Source organism: Polaromonas sp. (genome assembly GCF_012927485.1).
GTDB lineage: Bacteria > Pseudomonadota > Gammaproteobacteria > Burkholderiales > Burkholderiaceae_C > Polaromonas.
The window spans coordinates 211,530-233,919 of sequence record NZ_JABBPC010000009.1 but is presented as its reverse complement, the minus strand read 5'-3'; the positions used below and the strand labels follow the sequence as shown (position 1 = coordinate 233,919).

Below are 22,390 nucleotides of genomic sequence, written 5' to 3'. Positions count from 1 at the left end.
ATCCACTCTCCCCCGACATTAAATTTTCCCATGAGTTCTACTTCTGCACCTGACATTGACGCAGCCGACCCCGGTAGTTGGGTGATCTGCCTGTGCGCGGCCTGGTGCGATCTCTGCGGGGATTACAAAAGCGTGTTTTCGGAGGTCGCGGCGCGCTATCCTGAAAGTCGCTTTGCCTGGCTGGACATTGAGGACCAGGCCGATCTGGTGGGTGACCTGGACGTGGAGACCTTTCCCACGCTGTTGATTGCCGATCGGGACGGCACGCGCTTTTTCGGTCCGTTGACGCCGCATGCGGAAACCTTGGCGCGCCTGTTGGACTCGCTGCAGCGCTCAAGCCTTCAGGCGAGGCCCGATGCGCCCGCCACACGGCTGCTGCTGGAAGCTTTGCGCGCTGCGCCCGACTACTGGGTCAAGGTCAACGACTGAATCGGTGAGCAGCGGGCTCTAAGCGCCGCAATGTCGTTCGCCAATGTCAAATTTAGGTACGGAGGGTGGCAAGCGAGCTCACGTCTGAAGGAAATCCCGAATCGCAAACAGCGTCTTATCCGGCGCCTCGGTCATCTGGTGGTGACCGACCTCCAGACTAACCACCTGCACGTGTTTGCCAGCGTTTCGTGCGGCAGCGATAAGCCCTTGCGCGGCTTTTGGCTGCGTCATCTGGTCTTGCGCCCCAAGCAGAAACAATACCGGGCAGCTAATGCCTTGCACCGCCACTTCGCCATTGGCGTAGCTGTCGCAGGCGTTGAAGCCGCGGTGGAACACGTTCACCTTCCGGTTGCTCGCCAGCACTCGGCGGCCCAGTGCGATGCTGAGGCCATAAACCCAGGTGCCCGGGCCAAGCGCAGAGGGCGGCGGGGCCAGCGTGCTGCGGGAGAACACGTTGATCATGGTCAGGGCTTTCATCGGTTCGTTGATCGAGGCGTCAAGCAACGCCTGCGACACCTTCATCGGAAAGGCCGTACCCACCAGCACCAGGTGGCTGACGCGGTTTTTGAGCTGGGAGGCGGTTTCGAGTGCGATCAATGAACCCCAGCTGTGGCCCACTAGTGCCGCACGCTTCACACCGGCCGCGTCGAGCAAAGCGGCGATAAAGTGCGCCGCTTCTTCCACGGTGGAAGGCGCCTCTCCTTCGCTTCGGCAGTGGCCCGGCAGGTCTAGCGCGAGCACGTTCCAGCCATGGTGAGCGAGGTAACGGCTTTGTAATATCCAGACGCTGTGGTCGTTCAGCACCCCGTGGATGAAGACCACAGTGGGCTTTGCAGCATCGAAAAGTTGGCCGCCGGTGTAGCAGTAAGTAGTATGGCCGTTGACGTTGATCTGCATGCTCAGACCTCCGCTTTCGGTGCCATTTTCTCGGCGGCCCGCAAGGCACGCTTGAGGTCCTCAATCAGGTCGTCAGGGTCTTCCAGCCCAATCGACAGGCGAATCGTTCCCTGCGTGATGCCCGCGCTTAGCAGTGCTTCATCGGTCATGCGAAAGTGGGTTGTGCTGGCAGGGTGGATCACCAGGCTGCGGCAGTCGCCTACGTTGGCCAGGTGACTAAATATCTTGAGCCCATCAATGAAGGCTTTGCCTTGCGCACGATCTCCCTTGATGTCGAAGCTGAATACCGAGCCAGCGCCGCGCGGCAGCAACTTTTTAGCCAGCGCATGGCTCGGGTGCGATTCAAGCATCGGGTGGCCTACCCGTGAAACAAAGGGGTGGCTGGCCAGAAACTCCACGACTTTTTCTGTATTGCCCATATGGCGCGCCATGCGCAAGGGCAGGGTTTCAATCCCTTGCAGAATCAGCCAGGCGGTGTGCGGGCTCATGCAGGCACCGAAGTCGCGCAGGCCCTCGCGCCGAGCGCGCAACAAAAAGGCGCCGACGCTGCTTTCCTCGCTGAACACCATGTTGTGAAAACCGTCGTAGGCCTCGGTCAGCTCGGCAAACTTGCCTGACTTGTCCCAGTCAAAGCTGCCACCGTCCACCACGATGCCGCCGATGACCGTGCCGTGGCCGCTTAAAAACTTGGTGGCCGAGTGGTAGATCAGATCAGCGCCGTGGTCAAAAGGTCTGATGAGCCAGGGGGAGGTGAGCGTGGAATCGACCAGCAGCGGCACGTCCGCCTGGTGGGCGATGGCGGATACGGCAGGGATATCCAGCACCTCAAGGCCAGGGTTGCCGACCGTTTCGCCAAAAAACAGCTTGGTGTTGGGCCGCACGGCAGCGCGCCAGCCATCGAGGTCGCCCGGTTTCACAAACGTGGTCTCAATGTCGAAGCGACGCAAGGTGTAGTGCAAGAGGTTTTGCGAGCCTCCGTAAAGTGCGGTGCTCGCCACGATGTGCGAGCCGGCCCCCATCAGCGTGGCAATGCTCAAGTGCAGTGCGGCTTGTCCGCTGGCGGTGGCAATGGCGCCGATGCCGCCTTCGAGTGCTGACACCCGTTGCTCGAGCACCGCGTTGGTGGGGTTGCTGATGCGGGAATACACATGCCCCGCGCGTTCCAGGTTGAAGAGGCTGGCGGCATGGTCGCTGGACTCGAATACAAACGAGGTGGTGAGGTGAATCGGTACAGCGCGTGCGCCAGTGGAAGGGTCCGGGGCCGCACCTGCGTGCAACGCCAAGGTGTCAAAAGCGGGGTCTGAATAACCGGGCATGAGTTCGTCTCCAGTACAAAAAAGCGTAATCGGAATCGGAGGCTGCCGTGGGAGAGCGGTGAAAAAGGAACGGCGGACAGCACCGAAGTGCAAGGCAGAACTGAAAAATCATCATAGCCAGCCGTATGATTGTGGTCTATATTTGAACTCAAATTTTGGCTACCGCGATGCGGCGGAACCCTTAGGTAAGAGACAGGTAAAACAATCGAGGAGATAGCGATGAAGGTTCTAGACATCCTGCGCGTCAAAGGCAACACCCTCTACACCGTTCAGCCGGATGAACCGCTGGCCAAGGCTGCTGAAATCATGGCGGAGAAGGACATCGGGTCGCTCGTCGTGATGGAGCATGGCGACCTTGTCGGCATGCTGACCTTCCGCGAAGTACTTGTCTGCATCGTCAAAAATGGCGGAGAAATTGGCACTACACGGGTGCGCAAGGCCATGGATGACCACCCGCTCACCTGCACCTCGGAAACCGCCATGGACGAAGTGCGTCGCATGATGCTGGACCGCCATGCCCGCTACATGCCGGTGATGGACAACAGAATGTTGATGGGCGTGATCAGTTTTTACGACGTGGCCAAAGCGGTGGTGGACAGCCAGAACTTCGAAAACAAGATGCTCAAGGCTTACATCCGTGACTGGCCCGTTGAAGACGACGCCCAGGAAAGCTGATCGGCCGCCTCGCGGTTGGCCGCCTCAGAGCGTTGCGCGAAGACCAGCACCCTCAGGGATAATCCTTGTATGAGCGGTAATACTTTTGGAACTCTTTTCGCTGTCACCAACTTTGGTGAATCCCACGGCCCGGCCATTGGTTGCGTGATTGATGGCTGCCCGCCGGGGTTGTCGCTCAGCGAGGCCGATATTCAGCAGGATCTGGACCGTCGCCGCCCAGGCACCAGCCGCCACGTGACCCAGCGGAACGAAGCAGATGCGGTTGAAATCCTGTCGGGCGTCTACGAAGGAAAGACCACTGGCACGCCGATTTGCCTGTTAATAAAAAACACCGATCAGCGCAGCAAAGACTACGGCAACCTTGTGGAGACCTTCCGTCCCGGTCATGCTGACTACACCTACCTGCACAAATACGGCCGTCGCGACCCGCGCGGCGGCGGGAGGGCTTCGGCCCGCCTGACGGCGCCTATGGTGGCAGCCGGCGCCGTGGCAAAAAAATGGTTGTTTGAAAAATATGGCACTACTTTTCGCGGTTGCATGACGCAGATTGGCGACGTGGCGATCACTTTCGAATCCTGGTCGCACGTACCCAACAACCCATTTTTTGCTCCAGTGGCAGACGTTTCAGCGCTGGAGTCGTATATGGACGCCTTGCGCAAGGCCGGCGACTCCTGCGGCGCACGTATCCGTGTGACAGCATCGGCGGTACCTGTCGGCTTGGGCGAGCCGCTGTTTGACAAGCTGGACGCCGATATCGCGTTCGCCATGATGGGGATCAACGCGGTCAAGGGGGTAGAAATCGGGGCTGGATTTGGCAGCGTTGCGCAGCGCGGTACTACGCATGGCGATGCGCTGTCGCCAGAAGGCTTCAAATCCAATAACGCCGGCGGCGTACTGGGCGGAATCAGTACGGGGCAAGACCTCGAAGTGTCCATCGCCATCAAGCCCACCAGCTCCATTCTCACGCCACGCCAGTCGATTGACACGGCAGGCCATCCCGCAGAAGTGGTGACCAAGGGCCGGCACGACCCGTGCGTCGGCATTCGCGCCACGCCAATCGCCGAAGCCATGCTGGCGCTGGTTGTGATGGAGCATGCGCTGCGCCAGCGTGCGCAAAATGCCGACGTGCAGGTGGCCACGCCTGACATCATGCGAGCGCGCCGCTGACTCACAATAAAACAGTTTTTTTTTGAGTCAGACTGACCAGTAGCGCAAGTGGACTGGGCGTCATCAGCTATAAAAGTTATAGTGATATCGGAAAAACATACTGGAAAGACCTTCGTCATGAAAACCGCCTTGGTCCTGAACGGCCCGAATCTCAATTTACTCGGGACGCGCGAACCCGCTGTGTACGGTTCGCAAACGCTGGCGGATGTGGAGGCGCTGTGCGCCGAGGCTTGCGCCGCCCATGGCTTCAAACTCGACTTCAGGCAGAGCAACCACGAGGGCACGCTGATCGACGCGATTCACGAGGCCGGGCGGGCTCAGGCTGCCGGCACGCTGGCCGGTGTGGTGCTTAACGCCGGAGCCTACACACACACCAGTGTTGCGCTGCATGACGCGATTAAGGGCGCCGGCGTGACGCTGATTGAACTGCACATCAGCAACGTGCATGCGCGCGAGTCATTTCGTCACCACTCCTATATCGCACCGGCGGCGAAAGCCGTGATGGCCGGATTCGGCATCAAAGGTTACGCTCTGGCCATTGCTGGCCTCGCAGAGTTGGCCGAACCAATCTGAACCGCTTGATAAAACCTGCCAGGCCCTGACCCTATGCCACTGCCACTAAAGTTTCCGGTGGACGAGCGCGAGGTGGAATTCAATGCCATCCGGGCGCAAGGTGCCGGTGGCCAGAACGTCAACAAGGTCTCGAGCGCGGTGCACCTGCGCTTCGACATTGCTGCCTCGTCGCTGCCCGATGAGATCAAAGGCCGGCTGCTCGCGCTTAGCGACAGCCGCATCAGCCAGGACGGCGTATTGATTCTTAAGGCGCAGCAACATCGCACCCAGGAGATGAACCGTTCGGATGCATTGGCACGTTTGCAGGACGTGGTGGACGGCGTCTCCAACCCGCCCAAACCGAGGCGTGCGACCAAACCTACCTACGGCTCCCGGCAGCGCCGCCTTGAAAGCAAAAGCCAGCGCTCAAGTATCAAGAACCAGCGCGGAAAAATCAGCGACTGAGCGGGAACCCTTCAACATAAACCGGCTGATGCTGCTTTTTACTTTTCGATGGCCAGCAGCTCGACTTCAAACGTCAGCGTGGCGTTGGGGGGAACCACACCGCCAGCGCCGCGCTCGCCATAGGCGGTAGCTGGCGGGCAGGTTAGCGTGGCTTTACCACCGACCTTGATTTTTTGCAGGCCTTCGGTCCAGCAGGGCACGACCCGATTGAGCGGGAAAGTGGCGGGGGTGCCGCGCTTGTAGGAACTGTCAAACTCTTTGCCATCGGCCAGCGTTCCACGGTAGTGCACCTTGACGGAGTCTGAGGCTTTTGGCAGTGGCCCGGTGCCATCGACGGTGTGAACAATCTTTACGCCCGACGGAAGTGTTTCAGGCGCAGAAACAGCAACAGCGTTGGACGCCAAGGCGGCGAGGGCGAGCAGGGTAAGCGTTGATTTCATAGTTTTCATTTTGACTGTGGGTGGTTGGTTGCGGGATGGAAGGTGAGCGCGGTTGATGCCGTCCAGCTCAATTATCCTCGGCTGGTGCGTGCTGATGCAATCCGCCTTGCGGCAAGTGTTGCCATGCAGTGGCTTAAAGCCCTCTGCGTGCCGGCTGCCGACGGACTGGAAATGCGATCGAATAAATAGCTTTTTGCAGCGGTCCCGTTTGGACTGTCGGCAGATTTTTCTTGTGTCTGGGTTGACTGCGGGGTGCCGTGATTGATTGACTGAAGCGTGTTCACACCAATCGCTCGCGACAGTCGGCTTTAAAACTGGGCGGTTTCTTGTGTATCCCCAGAGGGGTATCCAGGAAAATGAGAATGATGTCAAACGCAGATCGTGTTACGCCATCTTCGAGTATTGCGTATGGCGTATGGCATTCCGCGCTGGCCTTGTGGCTGACAATGTTGCGGCCTTGTCACCTTGAAAGATCAATGGCGTAGTCAGCCAAATTTCTTCCGCTACCATCGTCATTATTGAGGGATGAGATATTGGTCAGCCCGGCAGCTGCTGCGAGCGATAGTTTATTTGGCGCTGATTTAAACGTTACGCGTCCCGCTGGAGTGACTTTGGTGAAACTCCAGCTCCGGTCCGAGCCGTTATTAGTCAGTGTCAACGCTTTGGTAGTTTTGATGTAATTGATCAGCACGTCACGGTTGGCATCTGGTGAGGCATAAATCGTCTTGCTGCCATCGATGCCCGGGACGCTGCCACCACCACTGGCGCGGTAGTTGTTGGTGGCGATGATGAAGTACGCCGCTGAGTCAATCGCCGCACCCTTGTAAGTGAGATTTTTAATGCGGGAATTTAAAGCTTGTGTGACATCAATCTCATACTTGATGTCTGGCGAGCTAAACATATCAAAGTTATAGCCCGGGAAGGTGCTGACCAGTGCTTGATCCGTCGCCTTGGCCAGATCAATCCGGTTAAAACGTTTGGCAGCGGTTTCCAGCCAATTCTTTATGTCGCTGCCTTGCACGCGCACCGCGTAAACGGTATTGGGGTAGAGATACAAGTCTGCAGCATTGTTGATTGCCACATTGCCTTGCGCTACATCTGTAAAGTCGCTTCCGCCAGCAAAGCCGCTCTTAAACGGAGCGCTCACTGACAGAACCGGCAATGACTTGTATTGGGGCAGATTGGCATTCACGTAGTCAGCCACATAACTGGCTTGTGCCTGATTGACAACCTCGATAGCCGATACATCTCCAACGTCAGCGAAGTAGCTGTGCATGCCAAAATTAGTACTGCCGATAGGTGTCTTGACGTACGCAATGGTGGCAATATGCTCGGTCGCTATGGTCGCTGCTACGACGCTGTCGACCACTACATAGGACTTGTCTGCATTTTGAATCGAGCGGGCTTCGACGGTTGTACCTGTTTTGTCCACCGTCCATTTGCTGCCGTCATAAACTAATTTCAGTTTGATGACACCCAAGGCTTTGCCCCAGTAATTCGCCATGACGGTTGGTACCCCGTTGACCGTCCCTTTGACTTTATCTACCCCAGGCAAGTTGAATTGCCCCACAGTGCTGGTTGCATTTGGGAATAGCTGATGGGAATGTCCCATTAACAGGGCATCAATTCCAGCCACTTGGGACAAATACCAGTTGGGGCTCTCCATGGTTTGTGAGTAGGCTGAATTGTCTATGCCACCATGCGCCAGTGCCACCACAAGTTCGGCACCTTTACTGCGCATTTCAGGGATGTATTTGTTGGCAGCTTCGACAAAGCCTTCGGTATAGATTTTTCCTTCGAGCCAGCGTTTGTCCCATGCGGTGATAGCGGGAGGCGCAAAACCAATGATGCCTACTTTGAGTGGCGCCGTCACAGTTTTTCCGTCGGGTGACGTTGCGGTAATTGTTTTGGTAACGATTTGATAAGGCGCAAATAACGGAGCTTTGGACTTGACGCTATAGATGTTAGCCAATACCAGCGGGAAGTTCGGCCCGGCGCAAGGGGTTGCACCGTTGGTCACACCTTCAACGTCAAAGTGGCTACCGGTTACCTGGTTCAAGGAGGGCAGGCCGTAATTGAACTCATGGTTGCCAACACCCCCACCGTCGTACTTGAACTGGTTCATCACTTTGTACATCGCCAGCGTTTCGCTGCAGGATACCGGTTTAATCAGTGCCTGGTAGTCAGCTAAAGCCGTACCCTGGATTGTGTCGCCATTGTCCAATAAGACGTTGTTGGGAAATTCTGCTCGTGCGTTGTTGATCAGCGTCGCGACTCGTTCGAACCCAAGCGATTTGTCTTCAGCAAGTTTGAAGTAGTCATAGCTCATGACATTGGTATGCATATCGGTGGTTTCTAGCACCGCCATAGTTGCTGTCGTGTTGGCGGGTAGGGTGGCTACATCCGTCCCGCCGCAACCACTTAGGAACGTCAGAATAAATATCAGCGCTGGGAATAACGACCCAAAGTGAACGCATTTCTTTTCGAGCATGAGGTTTTCCTGAAAGCTCCCAATTGGAGTCGAACCAGTTTCATCGTTCACTGTGTCACCCAGGTGAATGCAGCATGAATGTTTTATGAAATGGCAGCTGTGTTCCAACTTTTCGCAGCTATCTAGTAAAGCCGTTGCCACTGACTGGTCACGGGTGACTTGGACCTTGGCGAACACCCACTCAGGGTCGATGACGGGTGCCCGGATTATAGAAATCGACGCCACTTTGCTGACCAAAAACTTGATGCGGGCAGGCGAGCCCTCTGGGTTGGGTATTTGTTGAACTCCGTTACATCTGAAATGTCTTTTGCGTCACTTTTCCCGCGGAGTCGCGCGTTGTGAATCTACAGGCCGTCAAGCAGGCTGATCAACTGGAGTATCAAATGGAAATGAATCAACCCTCGAACCGCATCCACCCCTTGATGGCGGGCGCGGCCGTGTCGGTAATGCTCGTGAGCTTGCTGGGCGTTGCAGCTATCACTGGCGTTTTACCGAATTCGCATGCCACCGCTGCACAAACCGCGCCTGTGACTGCACAGGCCCCGGCCGTCGCGCCGATAGCTGCACCCACGCAGCAACTTGCAGCGGCTCCGGCCGCCCGCTACGAGGGCGAAATGCACAAAACGGTGGTGCATCACCACACAGCTCAGCCCGCACAGGCGCAGTCCGGCCAACAGTATTCCCAGGCCCCTGCCTACCGACAACCCGCGCCTGCGGCACCGGTTGCACAAAATAGCCCTATTGGCATTGGCGTAGGCGCGGTGGTCGGAGGACTGCTGGGCAATCAGGTGGGTGGTGGCAATGGCAAGACCCTGGCCACTATCGCCGGGGCTGTGGGTGGCGGATACCTCGGCAATGAAATTGCCAAGCGCAATCCATAAGACCTTGGATACAGAAGCCCGGCAGGCTAGTTAGACCGGGCGACTGAAACCAGGGTGGCCAGCATCAATGCCCGCATGTTTTTAGGGTTGGTTGCGGTCATTGTGTTTGATTTGGTGGATCGCATGCGATCCACCCGGTTCGGGCTGCACGGAGTAGGCGGACCACCGAAGCATGGCTTGTCGATACCGCTCGAATCTTCGTGGTGGGTTGGTGGACAAGCCCAAGTCGAACAACGCGAGCTCGCGCCCTGGATGGCCTAGTCCGGCAGGCCCTCTTTGCCGTTGTCGACTATCAACCTGTCCATGCCCGGAGCGGAAGTTGATCTTTCAACCAGGTATGCAAGTCGAGCCCTGTTTCAAACCCAGCCCTGACGCCAAAGCGTCTCGTCCCGCAGTTCCCGCCAGTTAATGCGGGTCACTGCTTTTGAATACACCGCTTCCAATTCCACCCACTCGATCACCAACTCGGGCGGTTCCGGTGCTATCACCTTGGAGACGAGGAAATGCTTGTTTCTGGACACCGGCTTGACTGCCGTCCATTTTGTCAATAGCAGCTTCTTGGGGTGCAAGGGGTTCATAAAGTTCTGAAAAACGTTTAAACAGCATTCTGCTTCAGTTGTTCCAGCGTCACGATCTCCAGTGCCTTGGAGTGGGTTGCCTCCAGATGAACCGGAGGCGCAACACCCGCCAGCAAAGCTTCTTTCCAGCGCAGTGCGCACAAACACCAACGGTCTCCAGGCTTTAATCCAGCAAACCGGTTCTGCGGGCGGGGCGTGGTCAGATCATTGCCGCGCCTGAGGGAATACGCCAGAAACGTTGCCGTAACCCGCGCGCACACCACATGGGTTCCGTGGTCCTGTTCGTCCGTCTGGCAACAGCCATCCCGAAAGAACCCGGTCAACGGGTCAAAAGAGCAGGCTGCCAGCGGGCCGCCCAGGACGTTCAATGCAGTCATGTCGATTCAATATCCTCAAACCCGGCTGCGAAATCCGGAAACGGGCAAAATTGCCGAAGCATGAATGCTGCCATAGGGCCCATACCAGCTTGGTTCTTGCGGGCATTCAAACAATCTAGCCAAACACCTATCGAGAGCCGAATATGGAAGACGACAAACGCTGCTGTGGTAGCGGTACCTGCATCATCGATGCCCAGGGACACTGCTGGTGCGGCCAACAGTGGAACGGGGAAAAAATGTGTCGACCCAGCCAAAGCGGTGCCCCTTTTTTAGCGCCCGAGGCGCTGCACAAGCAACTGAATCAGGAAGCAAAACCCAATGCCCGCAACAGTACTTAAGCACCCAACCGAATGGGCTCAGGGGCCCGGCTACGGCGCAACTAGTCTGAGCTTTATGGGGGGCTATCCACTGCGACCTCGGCGGGTGCTCGCCCTGGTTGTCCGTCTTTTTTGCAATGTGGGTGCGAGGGGAGTGATCCAATGAACGAGCTGCAATTGAATGCCGACTTTTCGCAGCGTTGCGTCGTGGACAGCAACAGCCTGCCATGGCAGGCCTCGCCATCGCCGCTGGTGCATCGCCGCTTGCTCGAGCGTATCGGCGGCGAAGTGGCGCGTGCAACCTCTGTGGTTCGCTACACCGCTGGTGCCCGCTTTGATGCCCACAGCCACGACTTGGGCGAAGAAATCCTGGTGCTGGAAGGCACCTTGAGCGACGAATCGGGTGTCTACGGGCCGGGTACCTATCTCAAGAACCCGCCCGGTTCCGCGCATGCACCTTTTTCGGAAGATGGCTGCATCCTGTTTGTGAAACTGCGCCACCTGGATCCGCAGGATCAAACGCGTGTAGTCGTGCCGACGCGGCAGTCACCGTGGCGTCAAGGTATGGTGCCGGGACTCACCGTTTTGCCCCTGAACGAGTTCGGCACCTGTCACACTGCCCTGGTGCGGTGGGCGCCCGACACCTATTTCAACCCCCATCGGCATTACGGTGGTGAAGAAATTTTTGTGCTGGAAGGCGTCTTCTCGGATGAGCATGGCCACTACCCGCAGGGTAGCTGGCTGCGTAGCCCCCACCTAAGCCAGCACCAGCCATTCAGCCGTGAAGGCTGCCTGATACTGGTGAAAACAGGGCATCTTCTGGATGCCTAGCCTTGACGCAGCCATGGCGCTGCTCACTGATGCGGACATCTCCCGTATCGTGGAGATGGCCTGGGAAGACCGCACCACTTTCGAGGCGATTGAGGTGCAGTTTGGGCTGAACGAGTCTGCGGTAGTTTCGCTCATGCGGCTTCAGATGAAGCCTTCCTCCTTCAGGATGTGGCGCAAGCGGATGGCGGGCCGTGTGACCAAACATGCTGGACTGCGCAGCGTCGGAATGCTGCGCCATCGCGCAAGCCATACGCGGCAGTAAGCGGCGCTGGTCGCTTGATACACCCCCATGAAAAACGATTTCAAGGGCAACAAACAATCCCTCCCCAGCAAGCTGTGCCTGGTGTGCGGCCGCAGCATGACCTGGCGCAAAGCCTGGGCCAAGAACTGGGACTCGGTGTTGTACTGCTCGGATGCCTGCCGAGCCAAAAAAAACGAAAAGGTTAAACATGGCTAAAGCCAAAGCAAGTTCCACTTCGCTTCCTGCCAAGGTGCGCCATCTCGTCATCGTGTTGGGCGACCAGCTTGATGAGCAGTCCACCGCTCTAAAGGACTTTGACGCGTCCCAAGATGTTGTCTGGATGGCTGAGGTGGCAGAGGAGTCCACCCACGTCTGGTCGGCCAAACAGCGCATTGCGGTGTTTTTAAGCGCCATGCGTCACTTTGCCGAACACCTGCGCACGCAAAGGATGCCAGTGCACTACACCCGGCTGGACGATGGGGGCAACCTGGGCTCGCTGCCGCTGGAACTTGGCAAGGCGATAGCGCAGCTGCAACCGGCTGCGCTGATCCTGACGGCCCCGGGCGACTGGCGCGTGCTGCAAAGCCTGCGCGCCGTGGCAACCCAGCACCAGTTAGACCTGGAGTTGCGTGACGACACCCATTTTTTTAGCACCGTACGCGAGTTCGCGGTGCATGCAAAAGACCGCAAACAACTGCGTCTGGAGTACTGGTACCGCGAACTGCGGCGCGAACACGGGATCCTGATGGAGGGGAAAGAACCGGTGGGCGGAAAGTGGAACTTTGATGCCGACAACCGTGAATCCTTTGGCAAGACGGGGCCGCAGAACCTGCCGCCCCCGACCCGCTTTGCGCCGGATGCCACCACGCAGGAAGTGATCGCAATGATCAACACCCAATTTGCCAGCCACCCGGGTACGCTGCACAGCTTTGGCTGGCCGGTTACCCGCGTCCAGGCTTTGAAGGCCCTGCAAACTTTCATTGCACAACGCTTGCCGCTCTTTGGTCAGTATGAAGACGCCATGTGGTCGGGCGAGGCCTGGCTCTACCACTCCCACTTGAGCAGCGCGCTCAACCTCAAGCTCTTGAACCCGCGCGAGGTGGTTCAAGCCGCCGAAGAAGCCTTGCGGGCGGGCGACGCGCCGCTGGCGGCGGTGGAAGGCTTTGTCCGGCAAATTTTGGGCTGGCGCGAGTTTGTGCGCGGAATTTACTGGACGCAGATGCCCAGCTACCTGGAACGCAATGCGCTGGATGCACAGGCTGCGCTGCCCGCGTGGTACTGGACTGGCGACACCGACATGGCTTGCTTGAAAGATGCCATTAGCCAAACCCTGGAACACGGCTACGCCCACCACATCCAGCGGCTGATGGTGACCGGGCTGTATGCCCTGCTGCTGGGCGTGAAGCCGCAGGCCGTGCATGCCTGGTACCTCAGTGTCTATGTTGATGCCGTCGAGTGGGTGGAGCTTCCCAACACCCTGGGCATGAGTCAGTTTGGCGATGGCGGGCTGATGGCCAGCAAGCCCTATGTGGCCAGCGGAAAATACATCCAGCGCATGAGCAACCACTGCAAGGGCTGCCAGTACGACCCGGCGCAATCCACCGGCGCAACCGCCTGCCCCTACACCACGCTGTACTGGGACTTTTTGATTCGACACGAAAGTCTGCTCAAAAAAAACCCGCGCATGGCCATGCAACTAAAAAACCTGGCGCGGCTGGAGGGTCCGGCGCGCGACGCCATCACCACCCAAGCGACCGCACACCGCCATGCCCAGCTTTGAACCCACCCGGCAGGCTGCCCAAGTGCGCCTGGCGGCGGTGCAACCCGATGACTATGCCCGCACCCGCAATGCGCTGGACGGCGCAGTCACCAGGCTGTCGCCTTACCTGACCCACGGTTTTCTGGGCTTGCCCGAGGTGTTTGCCGCAGTACATGCGCGCCACCCGCTGCACGCCCAACACAAGTTCGTGTTCGAGCTCGGCTGGCGCGCCTACTTCCGGCATGTGTGGGCGCAGCTGGGCGACGGCATTCACCAATCGCTGCGCCCCGGGCTACTGCCCGACGATGCCTACCAATACGAAATGCCCATCGATGTGCTTGAGGCCCGCACCGGCATTCCCGCCATCGATCTGGCGGTACGCGAGCTGTATGCCACGGGCTATGTGCACAACCATGCCCGCATGTGGCTGGCCAGCTACCTGGTGCACCTGCGCAAGGTGCACTGGCATACCGGCGGTCAGTGGATGCTGGGCCACCTGCTTGATGGCGATGTCGCCAGCAACTACCTGAGCTGGCAGTGGGTGGCCGGTACCGGCAGCAGCAAGCCCTACCTGTTCAATGCCGGGAATGTGGCCAAGTTCGCACCCTCTGACTGGCACAGCCCGGGTACGGTGCTGGACACCAGCTATGAAACCATGGACCGGTTTGCCCGCGACACCAAACCCATCATCAACAAGCAAGATGCACGTCATGCAGGTTCGGGAATGGGCGAGCCCCCCCGCCGAGTGACGCCGCCGCCTCATACCGGGTGGTTGCCACCCGACAGCGCTGCCGTCTCCGGCCGCGATGTCTGGCTGCTACACCCCTGGTCGCTGGGCGCTGCCCAAGACCGCATGCCAGTGGATGCCGTGCGCATCGGTGTTGGCTTTGATGCCTGCCACGCCGCCACACCCTGGAGCGAAGGCCGCTGGAACTTCATCACCCAGGGTCTGCGGACTCAAACAGAAAATCTTTGGTGGGGCGGCGTGGAACGCATGGCACTCGCGCTACAGACCGCCAGGTCGGTGCAATGGCAATCAGACCCGCATGTGGACCCTGTGCTTGAACAGCTTCGCAACCAGTTGAATGGCGCGGGGCTTATATCTCCAGCGCCCTACAAGCCGCTTTGCCTGTTCGACCCCGTCAATGTGTACTGCCGAAGCTTTTCTGACTGGTGGAAACGAACTCGGATAAGTGAGTCGTGCAGCGACAAATATCTTGAGAACGGCGTCATCTGAACGCTGCCACAGGTACCGGGATCTAGCCGCTTTTCGAATGACGGTTAGGGGGCGGGAACTTCGGGCGGCCTGCGATCGTTGCGCGTCTGTAATGGGTCGACGGCTCCCGTCCCCTGCCGTGGCGTCCTCAGGTGGGGTCGCTCAGGGGCGGGCAGCAGCAAACGAGGTTACGGTCACCATAGACGTTGTCCACGCGCCCGACTGGCGGCCAGTATTTGACCTGTTTCAGGGTAGCCAACGGAAAAGCGCCGATTTCGCGTGAATACGGACGGTCCCAGTCGACGCCCATCAGGCTGGCGGCGGTGTGCGGCGCATGTTTCAGCGGGTTGTTGTGTTGCGGCCATTGACCGTCCTCAACTTTTCGGATCTCTTCCCGAATCGCAATCATCGCGTTAATAAAGCGGTCCAGCTCGGCGAGGGTTTCGCTTTCGGTCGGCTCCACCATCAGCGTTCCTGGCACCGGAAAACTGAGTGTCGGCGCATGAAAGCCATAGTCCATCAGTCGCTTGGCGACATCTTCGGCAGTGACGCCAGACGTTTCTTTCATCGGGCGCAAATCCAGAATGCACTCGTGCGCCACGTGCCCGTTGTCACTGGCGTAGAGGGTAGGGTAGTGGTCCTTGAGTCGTGCACTGATGTAATTGGCGCTCAAAATGGCGATTTCGGTCGCCTGCTTTAGCCCCTCGGGGCCCATCATGCGGCAGTACATCCAGCTGATCGGAAGTACCGCCGCGTTGCCCAGCGGGGCCGCCGAAATTGCGCCCACACCGTTGACCGGAATACCTGCGGTGGCATGACCGGGCAGGTAAGGCACCAGATCGGCCACCACGCACACAGGCCCGATGCCAGGCCCACCGCCACCGTGTGGAATACAAAAAGTTTTATGCAAATTGAGGTGGCTCACGTCGCCGCCGAACTCGCCCGGTGCCGCCACACCCACCAGCGCGTTCATGTTGGCGCCGTCCACATACACTCGCCCGCCATGGGAATGCACCAGCTGGCAGAGTTCTTTGACATGCGTTTCGAATACGCCGTGGGTACTCGGGTAAGTAATCATCACCGCAGCGAGGTTGGCGCTGTGCTGTTCACATTTGGCTCGGAGGTCGACCATGTCCACGTTGCCCTGCGCATCGCAGGCGGTCACGACTACCGTCATGCCCGCCATGTGTGCGCTGGCCGGGTTGGTGCCGTGGGCCGACGCGGGAATCAGGCAGATGTTTCGGTGACCTTGTCCGTTGGCCTCAAGGAAGGCCTTGATGACCAGCAAGCCGGCGTATTCGCCCTGAGAGCCGGCATTGGGTTGCAAACTGACACCCGCGTAGCCGGTGGCCTGACACAACCAGTCGCGCAATTGCTGGTCGAGTTCGGCGTAACCTTGTAACTGGATCGGCGGCGCGAAGGGATGAATGTTGGCAAACTCGGGCCAGGTGATGGGCATCATCTCACTGGTCGCGTTGAGCTTCATAGTGCAGCTGCCCAAAGGAATCATGCTGCGGTCCAGCGCCAGGTCCTTGTCGCCGAGCATGCGGATGTAGCGCAGCATGCTGGTTTCCGAATGGTGGGTATTGAACACCGGATGAGTCAGAAATTTGCTGGTGCGGCGCAAGTCTGCAGGAATCAGGGATTCAATGCCCTTTTCGAAGGCACTGACAACCGGCACGGACTGGCCAGGCTTGGCAAAAAACGACCAGAGCAACTCAATATCGCTGCGGCTGGTGGTTTCGTCCAACGACACGCCCAAGTGGTTGTTGAGGCGGTTACGGAGGTTGGCGCCCGACTGATGTGCCCGGTCCGCTATCAAATTAGTTGCATCGCCAGTCTTGACGGTGACGGAGTCAAAGGCCCCCTTGCTGGAGATCTCGTAACCCAGCTCCTGCAGCCCGCGTACAAATATCGCGGTGTAGGCAGCGATGCGTTCTGCAATTCGCCGTAAACCTTGCGGCCCGTGGTAGACCGCAAACATGCTGGCGATCACGGCTGGCAGCACCTGCGCGGTGCAGATGTTGGACGTCGCTTTTTCGCGGCGAATGTGCTGCTCGCGGGTCTGGAGCGCCAGGCGGTAGGTCGGGTTGCCGTGGCTATCAACGCTCACGCCGACGAGCCGGCCAGGCAATGAGCGCTTGAGCTCGTCGCGGCAAGCGAGATAGGCCGCATGAGGACCGCCGTTGCCCATAGGCATGCCAAAGCGCTGCGTGCTGCCGAGCACAATGTCGGCGTCCCACTCGCCGGGGGGGGCAAGCAGCGTCAGCGCCAGCAAATCAGCGGCAACGCACAGCACGGCGCCGTCGACGTGAGCCTGCCCAGCCAGCGGCCGCAAGTCGTGAATGCTGCCGGTTGTAGCCGGGTATTGGGCTAGCACGCCAAAGTAATTGCCCTCCGCCATCAACTGTGGCAAGGTGGCCGCTGCAGTGCTGATCTTCACTTCAATGCCCAGCGGGGTTGCCCGGGTTTGAATGACTTCAATCGTTTGGGGATGGCAATCTCCCGACACGAGAAAGACATTGCTTTTGTTTTTGACGCTGCGCTTGGCCAGCGTCATGGCCTCCGCAGCAGCCGTGGCTTCATCGAGCATGGAGGCGTTGGCAACCGGCATGCCGGTCAAGTCGCAAACCATGGTCTGGAAGTTGATAAGCGCTTCCAGGCGACCTTGTGAAATTTCCGCCTGGTAGGGGGTGTAGGCGGTGTACCAGGCCGGGTTTTCGAGAACGTTGCGCAGGATGACGCCAGGCGTGTAGGTGCCATAGTAGCCCTGGCCGATAAAGCTTTTAAAGACCTGATTTTTTGCGGCAATCGCCTGCAGCTGATGCAGCGCCGCCGCTTCCGTTACGGGTGGTGGAATCGCCATGGCACTGCTGCGCGCAATGGAGCGCGGCACAATGCCGTCGATCAGCGCGCGGCGTGAGGCAGCGCCCACCACACTAAGCATATGCGCTTCATCGGCCTCATCAATGCCGATGTGACGGGCAATAAATTCGGAAGGATTTTCTAGATCGCCCAGAGGCCTGGCGGATTGCATCAACATGTCGAGTGTCCGTGTAAAGCGTTGGAGAAAAATTAGGCGGCCGAGAAAGTCGTGTAGCTGGTTTCGTCCATCAAGGCGTCCAGCTGGGAGGGGTCAGATACCTTGATCTTGAAGAACCAGCCAGCGCCCAGCGGGTCGCTATTGGCCAACGACGGATCGTCGCGCAGCGCTTCGTTGACTTGCACGACTTCGCCGCTGACCGGCATGTACACATCCGCAGCGGCTTTGACCGACTCCACCACGCCGGCGGTTTCCTTTTGGGCAAAGACGGTACCGATGGCGGGCAGCTCTACGAAGACCACATCGCCCAGTGCGTCTTGTGCGTGAACGGTGATGCCGACAGTGGCCGTGTCACCTTCAATGTTGAGCCATTCGTGGTCTTCGGTGTATTTGATCGTCATGGGCGTTCTCCGGGAGGTCAGTTAAGAAAAATCAAGTGGTAAAAAACAAACTCAACCGCGGTAGTAGCGGTTAGGCACAAAAGGCATGGCGGAAACTTCCATGGGCACCCGTTTGCCGCGCACCATGGCGTTCATCCGCGTGCCAATGGCAGTGAATTCCGGGGACACATATCCCATGGCGATCGGCTGATTAATACTGGGGCCGAGCAAGCCGCTGGTCACCTCGCCAATGGGCGTGCCGTCCAGACTGCACAGCGCGGTGTGGTCGCGCACGGGAATGCGTTCAAGCGCCATCAAGCCGACGCGTTTCTTTCTAACGGTGGTGGTAGGGTCATCCAGCTGGGCGAGAATTTTCTCAGCGCCTGGAAAACCGCCAGCCCGCGCGCCACCGGTACGGCGCACTTTTTGAATGGCCCAGTTGAGATTGGCTTCCACCGGCGTCGTGGTCGTGTCGATGTCGTTGCCATAGAGGCACAGGCCGGCCTCTAAACGGAGCGAATTGCGCGCGCCTAAGCCCACCGGTTTAACCTCCGGTTGCCGCAGCAGGGCTCTCGCCAGGGTGTCCGCCTGCGACGCCGGAACAGAAATTTCGAAGCCGTCTTCGCCGGTGTAGCCGCTGCGGGTAAGGAAACAATCGCAGCCAGCCACCATGAATCGGCCACCGGTCATGAACACCAGTTTTTCAACCCCAGGCGCCAGACGTTGCAGGGCGGAGACGGCCTGAGGACCCTGTAGCGCCAGCAGTGCCATTTCGGGCATCGGAATGACTTTACAAAGCGCACCAATCTTGTTCTGGATATGGGCGATGTCGCCTACCTTGCAGGCGCCGTTAACGATGATGAAAATGTCGCCGCCATCACCGTTAACGGCGTAATCCCGGTTAAAAAACATCAAGTCGTCCAGGATGCCGCCATCGCTATCGAGCAGCAAGCCGTAGCGCTGTTTGCCGACGGGAAGGTCGATCACATCGACGGGAATCAGGGTTTCAAGCGCTGCCGCGGACTGTGGACCCACCAGGCGCAACTGACCCATGTGGGATACATCGAACAGGCCGGCAGCGTTGCGGGTGTGGTGGTGTTCGGCCATCAGGCCTGCTGGGTATTGCACCGGCATGCTGTATCCGGCAAACGGCACCATGCGCGCGCCGAGTTCGAGATGCAGCTCATGCAGCGGCGTTTTTAAAAGTGGCTCGGAAGAAACAGAAGAGGCGCTGGAAGACGTATCGGACATGGGTTTCTCCGGGGCAAACATGAATCCACGAGCTTGGCTCATGGGCTGCCCCTGCTGTCCACTTTACCTGAGAGATTCACCTGGCGATGCAGGTTTGCTCCTTCGGTGGATCGCTTTGAAAAACGACCTCTCTCCAGTAGGGAACGTCTTCCAGCGGCATCTGCTGAAAAACGGTTGCCAGTCCTTTTGCCTGAGCGTTCAGCGCACCATTGAGGGTGCAGCATGCGCCTTCGGCGGTTTTCGAGGTGAAAACTCTCTCCTGACTAAATAAGTGTAGCCGAAGCGTGCCAAATGGGTGTCTCGCCTTCGCTGAACCGCCCAGGGCCTACGCTTCGCCTGCTGTGGCTTTTTACCCGTGCCAGTGAGTATTTCTCCCGTCCGCAGTTCAACCTGCAATGGTCGACTTCTAAGACCCGCTCTTGTATCATTTATCTGAAATAACGGATCGCTGATGGATGGCCTCCTTCCTCAGGCACCCGATTCGACAGTTTTTGCCAGCTGAGGTAGGACTGAAGATTCATCGCAGCGTTAATTTTTCGGTGGTGACAAACATGGAAATCGAATTGAAGCTACTGCTTGCGCCGGCGGACGTCGCGGCTTTTCGCCGCCACCCTCTGGTGAAGCAGCATGCAATCACCAAACCGCGCCAACAGCAACTCACCAGCGTCTATTTCGATACCCCCGATCTTCATTTCAGACAGCACGAAGCCGCGTTGCGGGTGCGCTTGGTGGGCCGCAATTGGATCCAGACTTTGAAAGCCGGGAGCGAGGTGGCTGCGGGGCTGCACCAGCGACAAGAGTGGGAATCCCGCGTTCCTGGACCTCGGCCCGATTTGGTTACGCTGAGCACCTTGCTCGGACGTGATTCAGTTTGGGCGAAAGCCCTGACTGCCCAGGCGCTTGCCGATCGGCTGATGCCTGTGTTCACCACCCGGTTCCGGCGCACGGTTTGGCAGCTGCGATTGCCGCGCGGGGCCGAGGTCGAGTTGGCGTTGGACCAGGGGGAGGTACAGCACGATGCAACGCAAGTGCCGATTAGCGAGATCGAACTGGAACTTAAGTCCGGCGATCCCGGCGAGTTATTCGATTTTGCGCTGGCGCTGCAAGAGGCGGTGCCGCTGCGAGCCGGCAATATCAGCAAAGCCGAGCGCGGCTATGCGTTGTACGCCCCGCAGCCACCCGCTGTGATTAAGGCAGCGCGCATTGATCTCCCTACCGAGTTGACCGTAGAGCAGGGATTTCAGGCGATTGTCGCCAACTGCCTGGCTCAGATTCAGGGCAACGAGGTCGGGGTTTCTCAGGGGAGCGACCCGGAGAGCGTGCACCAGATGCGGGTCGGCCTGCGCCGTTTGCGCGCGGCGCTCGGGCTGTGGCGCAAGATCACTGGCTGCCCTGACGCACTTCAAGAAGAATTCAGTTGGTTGTCAAAAGAGTTGAGCGCTGCCCGGGACTGGGAGGCGTTTGCCAGTGGCACGTTGGACAAGGTGATCGCCAGTTGCTCAGAAGAGTCGGGATTGGCGTTGCTGCAGCAGACAGCGTTTCACGTGGCGGGTAAAAACCGGCAAAAGGCGGCGGCTTCCGTAAGTTCTGTGCGCTACGCGCGGTTGCTGCTGTCCTTCGGCGGCTGGATGCAAGGTGCGCATTGGCGTGACACGCTGGACCAAACCGGGCGGGACGCGCTAGCGACGCCGCTCGCCACGTTCGCCAAGCAAACCCTTGTCCACCGGCACCGCACCCTGAAACACCGGGGTAAAAAGCTGAAAGACGGGACCGCCGCGACGCGCCACTCAATACGTTTAGCAGCGAAGAAATTACGCTATGCGACCGAGTTTTTTGAGTCCCTTTATCCCGCTAAGCGCGTGCAGCCCTATGTCCTCGCTTTAACCAGCCTGCAGGATGCATTTGGCTGGCTCAACGACGTCAGCGTTGGCGATGGATTGCTGAAGCACCTGGCGCAAACTTTTCCGGATTTGGCGCACAGCGCCGGCTTCGTCAGGGGCTATCTGTTGGTCAGCACGGAGCGGGATGTGCATAAACTTGGCAAGCTCTGGCAACGATTCGCGGCGCTGAAACCCGCTGGCAAGCCCTGACGCTGGGTTCAGTCCAACCCCAAAGCCTTGAACACCCGCAAGGCGGCATAGGCGTCGTTCGCAGCGTAAATAACCTGGGCGTCTGATAAGCAGGCGTTAGCCCAGTTGGAAGTGGTCGCTTTTCTGGATTTTATAAAGCGTTGATTGAACATTACGGCCACGGCACCGCGTACGCCCATGTCTTTTCGGTAGCCCCGTTCCCTAAAGACGGTGTTGAGGTCCAGCACGCCCTCCGGCTCCACCCCGAGTTTGCTGATGATGCGCCTGCGGTCATCTCCGAGGCCAAAGCCGGCCTTGATAATTCTCGGCAACTGCAGCAGCAACGCCACGGTACGGCGGCAGTCGGCGTCTTCAAGCTGAAAGATATAGGCCTTGTCCAGCGTAGAAAGCTGCACGATATGTGGTCCGTGGGAGACCTCGTTTTTGGCAAAGGTGGGTTTTGACTCGGTATCAAACCCCAAAACCGCAGTGCTTTCCAGTTCGTGCAACGCGCCAGCAGCCTGCTGCGGGGTCGCAATCACCTGAATCTGGCTCAGCCCCAAGCGGTCAAAAGGCGCGAGCAACGCGATCTGTTCTTTGGCTGGAGTTAAAAGACGCTCGGTCATAGGCTTCCATGGATGAAAATAGAGGTAGAGCTTACAGCCCCGTGCGTGAGCATTACTTTGACTAAAACCCTCATGGCCTCATCCCAAACCATCACTACCGACCTCTACAAGCTTTTCCCTTCGCCGCACAATCGGCACCGGACGATTTTTCTGCATGAGGTTTTTGTGCCGCACCCCTACATGCTGATTGACTTGGAAAGCTATCACTTCAACGGCAAGTACAGCCTGTTTGCGGCTTGCCGACTGGCCGACAACAAGATGGGACAAGTGGTCACGCTTGAACTGCCGGAAGACGAGTTGAAATTCAAAGCTGAATTCGTTCCAGATTAGGCGCTCAAATTTTTTTTGTTCAGGGCTTGCTATTAACCTGATAGCTGATTCTCTAAGCC

The 22,390-nt window shown here is 58.4% G+C and carries 25 protein-coding genes and 2 riboswitches; of the genes, 15 read left to right on the top strand and 10 right to left on the bottom strand.

Annotated features, from left to right (window positions below; all coding sequences use genetic code 11):
* Window positions 1-30: 30 nt before the first annotated feature.
* Window positions 31-429 (top strand): thioredoxin family protein, encoded by a 399-nt coding sequence (locus HHJ16_RS03690; RefSeq protein ID WP_293640728.1) that lies wholly within the window; start codon window positions 31-33, stop codon window positions 427-429.
* A gap of 78 nt (window positions 430-507) precedes the next feature.
* Here the strand turns inward: HHJ16_RS03690 and HHJ16_RS03685 are convergent, their stop codons facing one another.
* Both HHJ16_RS03685 and HHJ16_RS03680 read right to left on the bottom strand, forming a co-directional pair.
* Window positions 508-1,326, bottom strand: a complete 819-nt coding sequence (locus tag HHJ16_RS03685) for an alpha/beta hydrolase (protein WP_293640726.1) — start codon at window positions 1,324-1,326, stop codon at window positions 508-510.
* A 2-nt stretch (window positions 1,327-1,328) separates the two neighbouring features.
* Window positions 1,329-2,642 carry an O-acetylhomoserine aminocarboxypropyltransferase gene (locus HHJ16_RS03680; protein WP_293640724.1) on the bottom strand — a complete coding sequence of 438 codons (1,314 nt, stop codon included), beginning with the start codon at window positions 2,640-2,642 and terminating at the stop codon, window positions 1,329-1,331.
* A gap of 219 nt (window positions 2,643-2,861) precedes the next feature.
* Here HHJ16_RS03680 and HHJ16_RS03675 point away from each other — a divergent pair, with 219 nt between their 5' ends.
* The 4 genes from HHJ16_RS03675 (at window position 2,862) to arfB (ending at window position 5,501) form a co-directional block, all read left to right on the top strand.
* On the top strand, window positions 2,862-3,317 hold the full coding sequence (locus HHJ16_RS03675; protein ID WP_293640722.1) for a CBS domain-containing protein: 456 nt from the start codon (window positions 2,862-2,864) through the stop codon (window positions 3,315-3,317).
* A 69-nt stretch (window positions 3,318-3,386) separates the two neighbouring features.
* On the top strand, window positions 3,387-4,484 hold the full coding sequence (gene aroC, locus HHJ16_RS03670) for a chorismate synthase (protein ID WP_293640720.1): 1,098 nt from the start codon (window positions 3,387-3,389) through the stop codon (window positions 4,482-4,484).
* Window positions 4,485-4,601: 117 nt separating this feature from the next.
* On the top strand, window positions 4,602-5,057 hold the full coding sequence (gene aroQ, locus HHJ16_RS03665; RefSeq protein ID WP_293640718.1) for a type II 3-dehydroquinate dehydratase: 456 nt from the start codon (window positions 4,602-4,604) through the stop codon (window positions 5,055-5,057).
* A gap of 33 nt (window positions 5,058-5,090) precedes the next feature.
* Entirely contained in the window at window positions 5,091-5,501 is a 411-nt protein-coding gene (arfB, locus tag HHJ16_RS03660; RefSeq protein ID WP_293640716.1) for an alternative ribosome rescue aminoacyl-tRNA hydrolase ArfB, read from the top strand.
* 38 nt (window positions 5,502-5,539) lie between these two features.
* Here the strand turns inward: arfB and HHJ16_RS03655 are convergent, their stop codons facing one another.
* Together HHJ16_RS03655 and HHJ16_RS03650 are read right to left on the bottom strand one after the other, a co-directional pair.
* A complete protein-coding gene (locus tag HHJ16_RS03655) occupies window positions 5,540-5,950 on the bottom strand; it encodes an FKBP-type peptidyl-prolyl cis-trans isomerase (RefSeq protein WP_293640714.1) in 411 nt (136 codons plus the stop codon).
* Between the two features lie 451 nt (window positions 5,951-6,401).
* The gene (locus HHJ16_RS03650; RefSeq protein ID WP_293640806.1) at window positions 6,402-8,432 is read right to left on the bottom strand and encodes a bifunctional 2',3'-cyclic-nucleotide 2'-phosphodiesterase/3'-nucleotidase; all 2,031 of its coding nucleotides are present in this window, start codon (window positions 8,430-8,432) and stop codon (window positions 6,402-6,404) included.
* 383 nt (window positions 8,433-8,815) lie between these two features.
* Here HHJ16_RS03650 and HHJ16_RS03645 point away from each other — a divergent pair, with 383 nt between their 5' ends.
* Together HHJ16_RS03645 and HHJ16_RS03640 are read left to right on the top strand one after the other, a co-directional pair.
* On the top strand, window positions 8,816-9,313 hold the full coding sequence (locus HHJ16_RS03645; protein ID WP_293640712.1) for a glycine zipper 2TM domain-containing protein: 498 nt from the start codon (window positions 8,816-8,818) through the stop codon (window positions 9,311-9,313).
* Between the two features lie 54 nt (window positions 9,314-9,367).
* Window positions 9,368-9,574, top strand: coding sequence for a hypothetical protein (locus HHJ16_RS03640; RefSeq protein ID WP_293640710.1), 207 nt, complete (start codon window positions 9,368-9,370; stop codon window positions 9,572-9,574).
* A 95-nt stretch (window positions 9,575-9,669) separates the two neighbouring features.
* Here the strand turns inward: HHJ16_RS03640 and HHJ16_RS03635 are convergent, their stop codons facing one another.
* Together HHJ16_RS03635 and HHJ16_RS03630 are read right to left on the bottom strand one after the other, a co-directional pair.
* Window positions 9,670-9,891 carry a TIGR02450 family Trp-rich protein gene (locus tag HHJ16_RS03635; protein ID WP_293640708.1) on the bottom strand — a complete coding sequence of 74 codons (222 nt, stop codon included), beginning with the start codon at window positions 9,889-9,891 and terminating at the stop codon, window positions 9,670-9,672.
* 17 nt (window positions 9,892-9,908) lie between these two features.
* The gene (locus HHJ16_RS03630) at window positions 9,909-10,268 is read right to left on the bottom strand and encodes a DUF2237 domain-containing protein (protein ID WP_293640706.1); all 360 of its coding nucleotides are present in this window, start codon (window positions 10,266-10,268) and stop codon (window positions 9,909-9,911) included.
* A gap of 143 nt (window positions 10,269-10,411) precedes the next feature.
* On the opposite strand from HHJ16_RS03630, the gene HHJ16_RS03625 reads away from it, so the two are divergent.
* The 6 genes from HHJ16_RS03625 (at window position 10,412) to HHJ16_RS03600 (ending at window position 14,653) form a co-directional block, all read left to right on the top strand.
* Window positions 10,412-10,606, top strand: coding sequence for a hypothetical protein (locus HHJ16_RS03625; RefSeq protein ID WP_293640704.1), 195 nt, complete (start codon window positions 10,412-10,414; stop codon window positions 10,604-10,606).
* A 150-nt stretch (window positions 10,607-10,756) separates the two neighbouring features.
* Entirely contained in the window at window positions 10,757-11,416 is a 660-nt protein-coding gene (locus tag HHJ16_RS03620; RefSeq protein ID WP_293640804.1) for a cupin domain-containing protein, read from the top strand.
* Window positions 11,409-11,678 (top strand): TIGR03643 family protein, encoded by a 270-nt coding sequence (locus HHJ16_RS03615; protein ID WP_293640701.1) that lies wholly within the window; start codon window positions 11,409-11,411, stop codon window positions 11,676-11,678. Before HHJ16_RS03620 ends, HHJ16_RS03615 begins: the two co-directional genes overlap by 8 nt.
* 27 nt (window positions 11,679-11,705) lie before the next feature.
* Window positions 11,706-11,873: a DUF2256 domain-containing protein gene (locus HHJ16_RS03610; protein WP_293640698.1), complete on the top strand. Its 168-nt coding sequence runs from the start codon at window positions 11,706-11,708 to the stop codon at window positions 11,871-11,873.
* Complete coding sequence (locus HHJ16_RS03605; RefSeq protein ID WP_293640696.1) at window positions 11,866-13,437, top strand: cryptochrome/photolyase family protein; 1,572 nt, start codon at window positions 11,866-11,868, stop codon at window positions 13,435-13,437. Before HHJ16_RS03610 ends, HHJ16_RS03605 begins: the two co-directional genes overlap by 8 nt.
* Window positions 13,424-14,653, top strand: coding sequence for an FAD-binding domain-containing protein (locus HHJ16_RS03600; RefSeq protein WP_293640693.1), 1,230 nt, complete (start codon window positions 13,424-13,426; stop codon window positions 14,651-14,653). Before HHJ16_RS03605 ends, HHJ16_RS03600 begins: the two co-directional genes overlap by 14 nt.
* 127 nt (window positions 14,654-14,780) lie before the next feature.
* Here HHJ16_RS03600 and gcvP read toward each other — a convergent pair whose 3' ends face one another.
* Genes gcvP through gcvT form a run of 3 tightly spaced genes read right to left on the bottom strand, consistent with a single transcriptional unit; the run spans window position 14,781 to window position 19,306 of the window.
* Window positions 14,781-17,675, bottom strand: a complete 2,895-nt coding sequence (gcvP, locus tag HHJ16_RS03595) for an aminomethyl-transferring glycine dehydrogenase (RefSeq protein ID WP_293640690.1) — start codon at window positions 17,673-17,675, stop codon at window positions 14,781-14,783.
* A 32-nt stretch (window positions 17,676-17,707) separates the two neighbouring features.
* Complete coding sequence (gene gcvH, locus HHJ16_RS03590) at window positions 17,708-18,076, bottom strand: glycine cleavage system protein GcvH (RefSeq protein ID WP_293640688.1); 369 nt, start codon at window positions 18,074-18,076, stop codon at window positions 17,708-17,710.
* Between the two features lie 51 nt (window positions 18,077-18,127).
* A complete protein-coding gene (gcvT, locus tag HHJ16_RS03585) occupies window positions 18,128-19,306 on the bottom strand; it encodes a glycine cleavage system aminomethyltransferase GcvT (RefSeq protein WP_293640687.1) in 1,179 nt (392 codons plus the stop codon).
* Window positions 19,307-19,350: 44 nt separating this feature from the next.
* Window positions 19,351-19,453, bottom strand: a riboswitch (glycine riboswitch).
* A 21-nt stretch (window positions 19,454-19,474) separates the two neighbouring features.
* A riboswitch (glycine riboswitch) is annotated at window positions 19,475-19,578 on the bottom strand.
* Window positions 19,579-19,857: 279 nt separating this feature from the next.
* On the opposite strand from gcvT, the gene HHJ16_RS03580 reads away from it, so the two are divergent.
* Window positions 19,858-21,396 (top strand): CYTH and CHAD domain-containing protein, encoded by a 1,539-nt coding sequence (locus HHJ16_RS03580; RefSeq protein WP_293640685.1) that lies wholly within the window; start codon window positions 19,858-19,860, stop codon window positions 21,394-21,396.
* A gap of 8 nt (window positions 21,397-21,404) precedes the next feature.
* Here the strand turns inward: HHJ16_RS03580 and HHJ16_RS03575 are convergent, their stop codons facing one another.
* A complete protein-coding gene (locus HHJ16_RS03575; protein ID WP_293640683.1) occupies window positions 21,405-22,001 on the bottom strand; it encodes a 3'-5' exonuclease in 597 nt (198 codons plus the stop codon).
* Window positions 22,002-22,073: 72 nt separating this feature from the next.
* Between HHJ16_RS03575 and HHJ16_RS03570 the strand changes: the two genes are divergently transcribed.
* On the top strand, window positions 22,074-22,331 hold the full coding sequence (locus HHJ16_RS03570) for a hypothetical protein (protein WP_293640681.1): 258 nt from the start codon (window positions 22,074-22,076) through the stop codon (window positions 22,329-22,331).
* Window positions 22,332-22,390 lie beyond the last annotated feature (59 nt).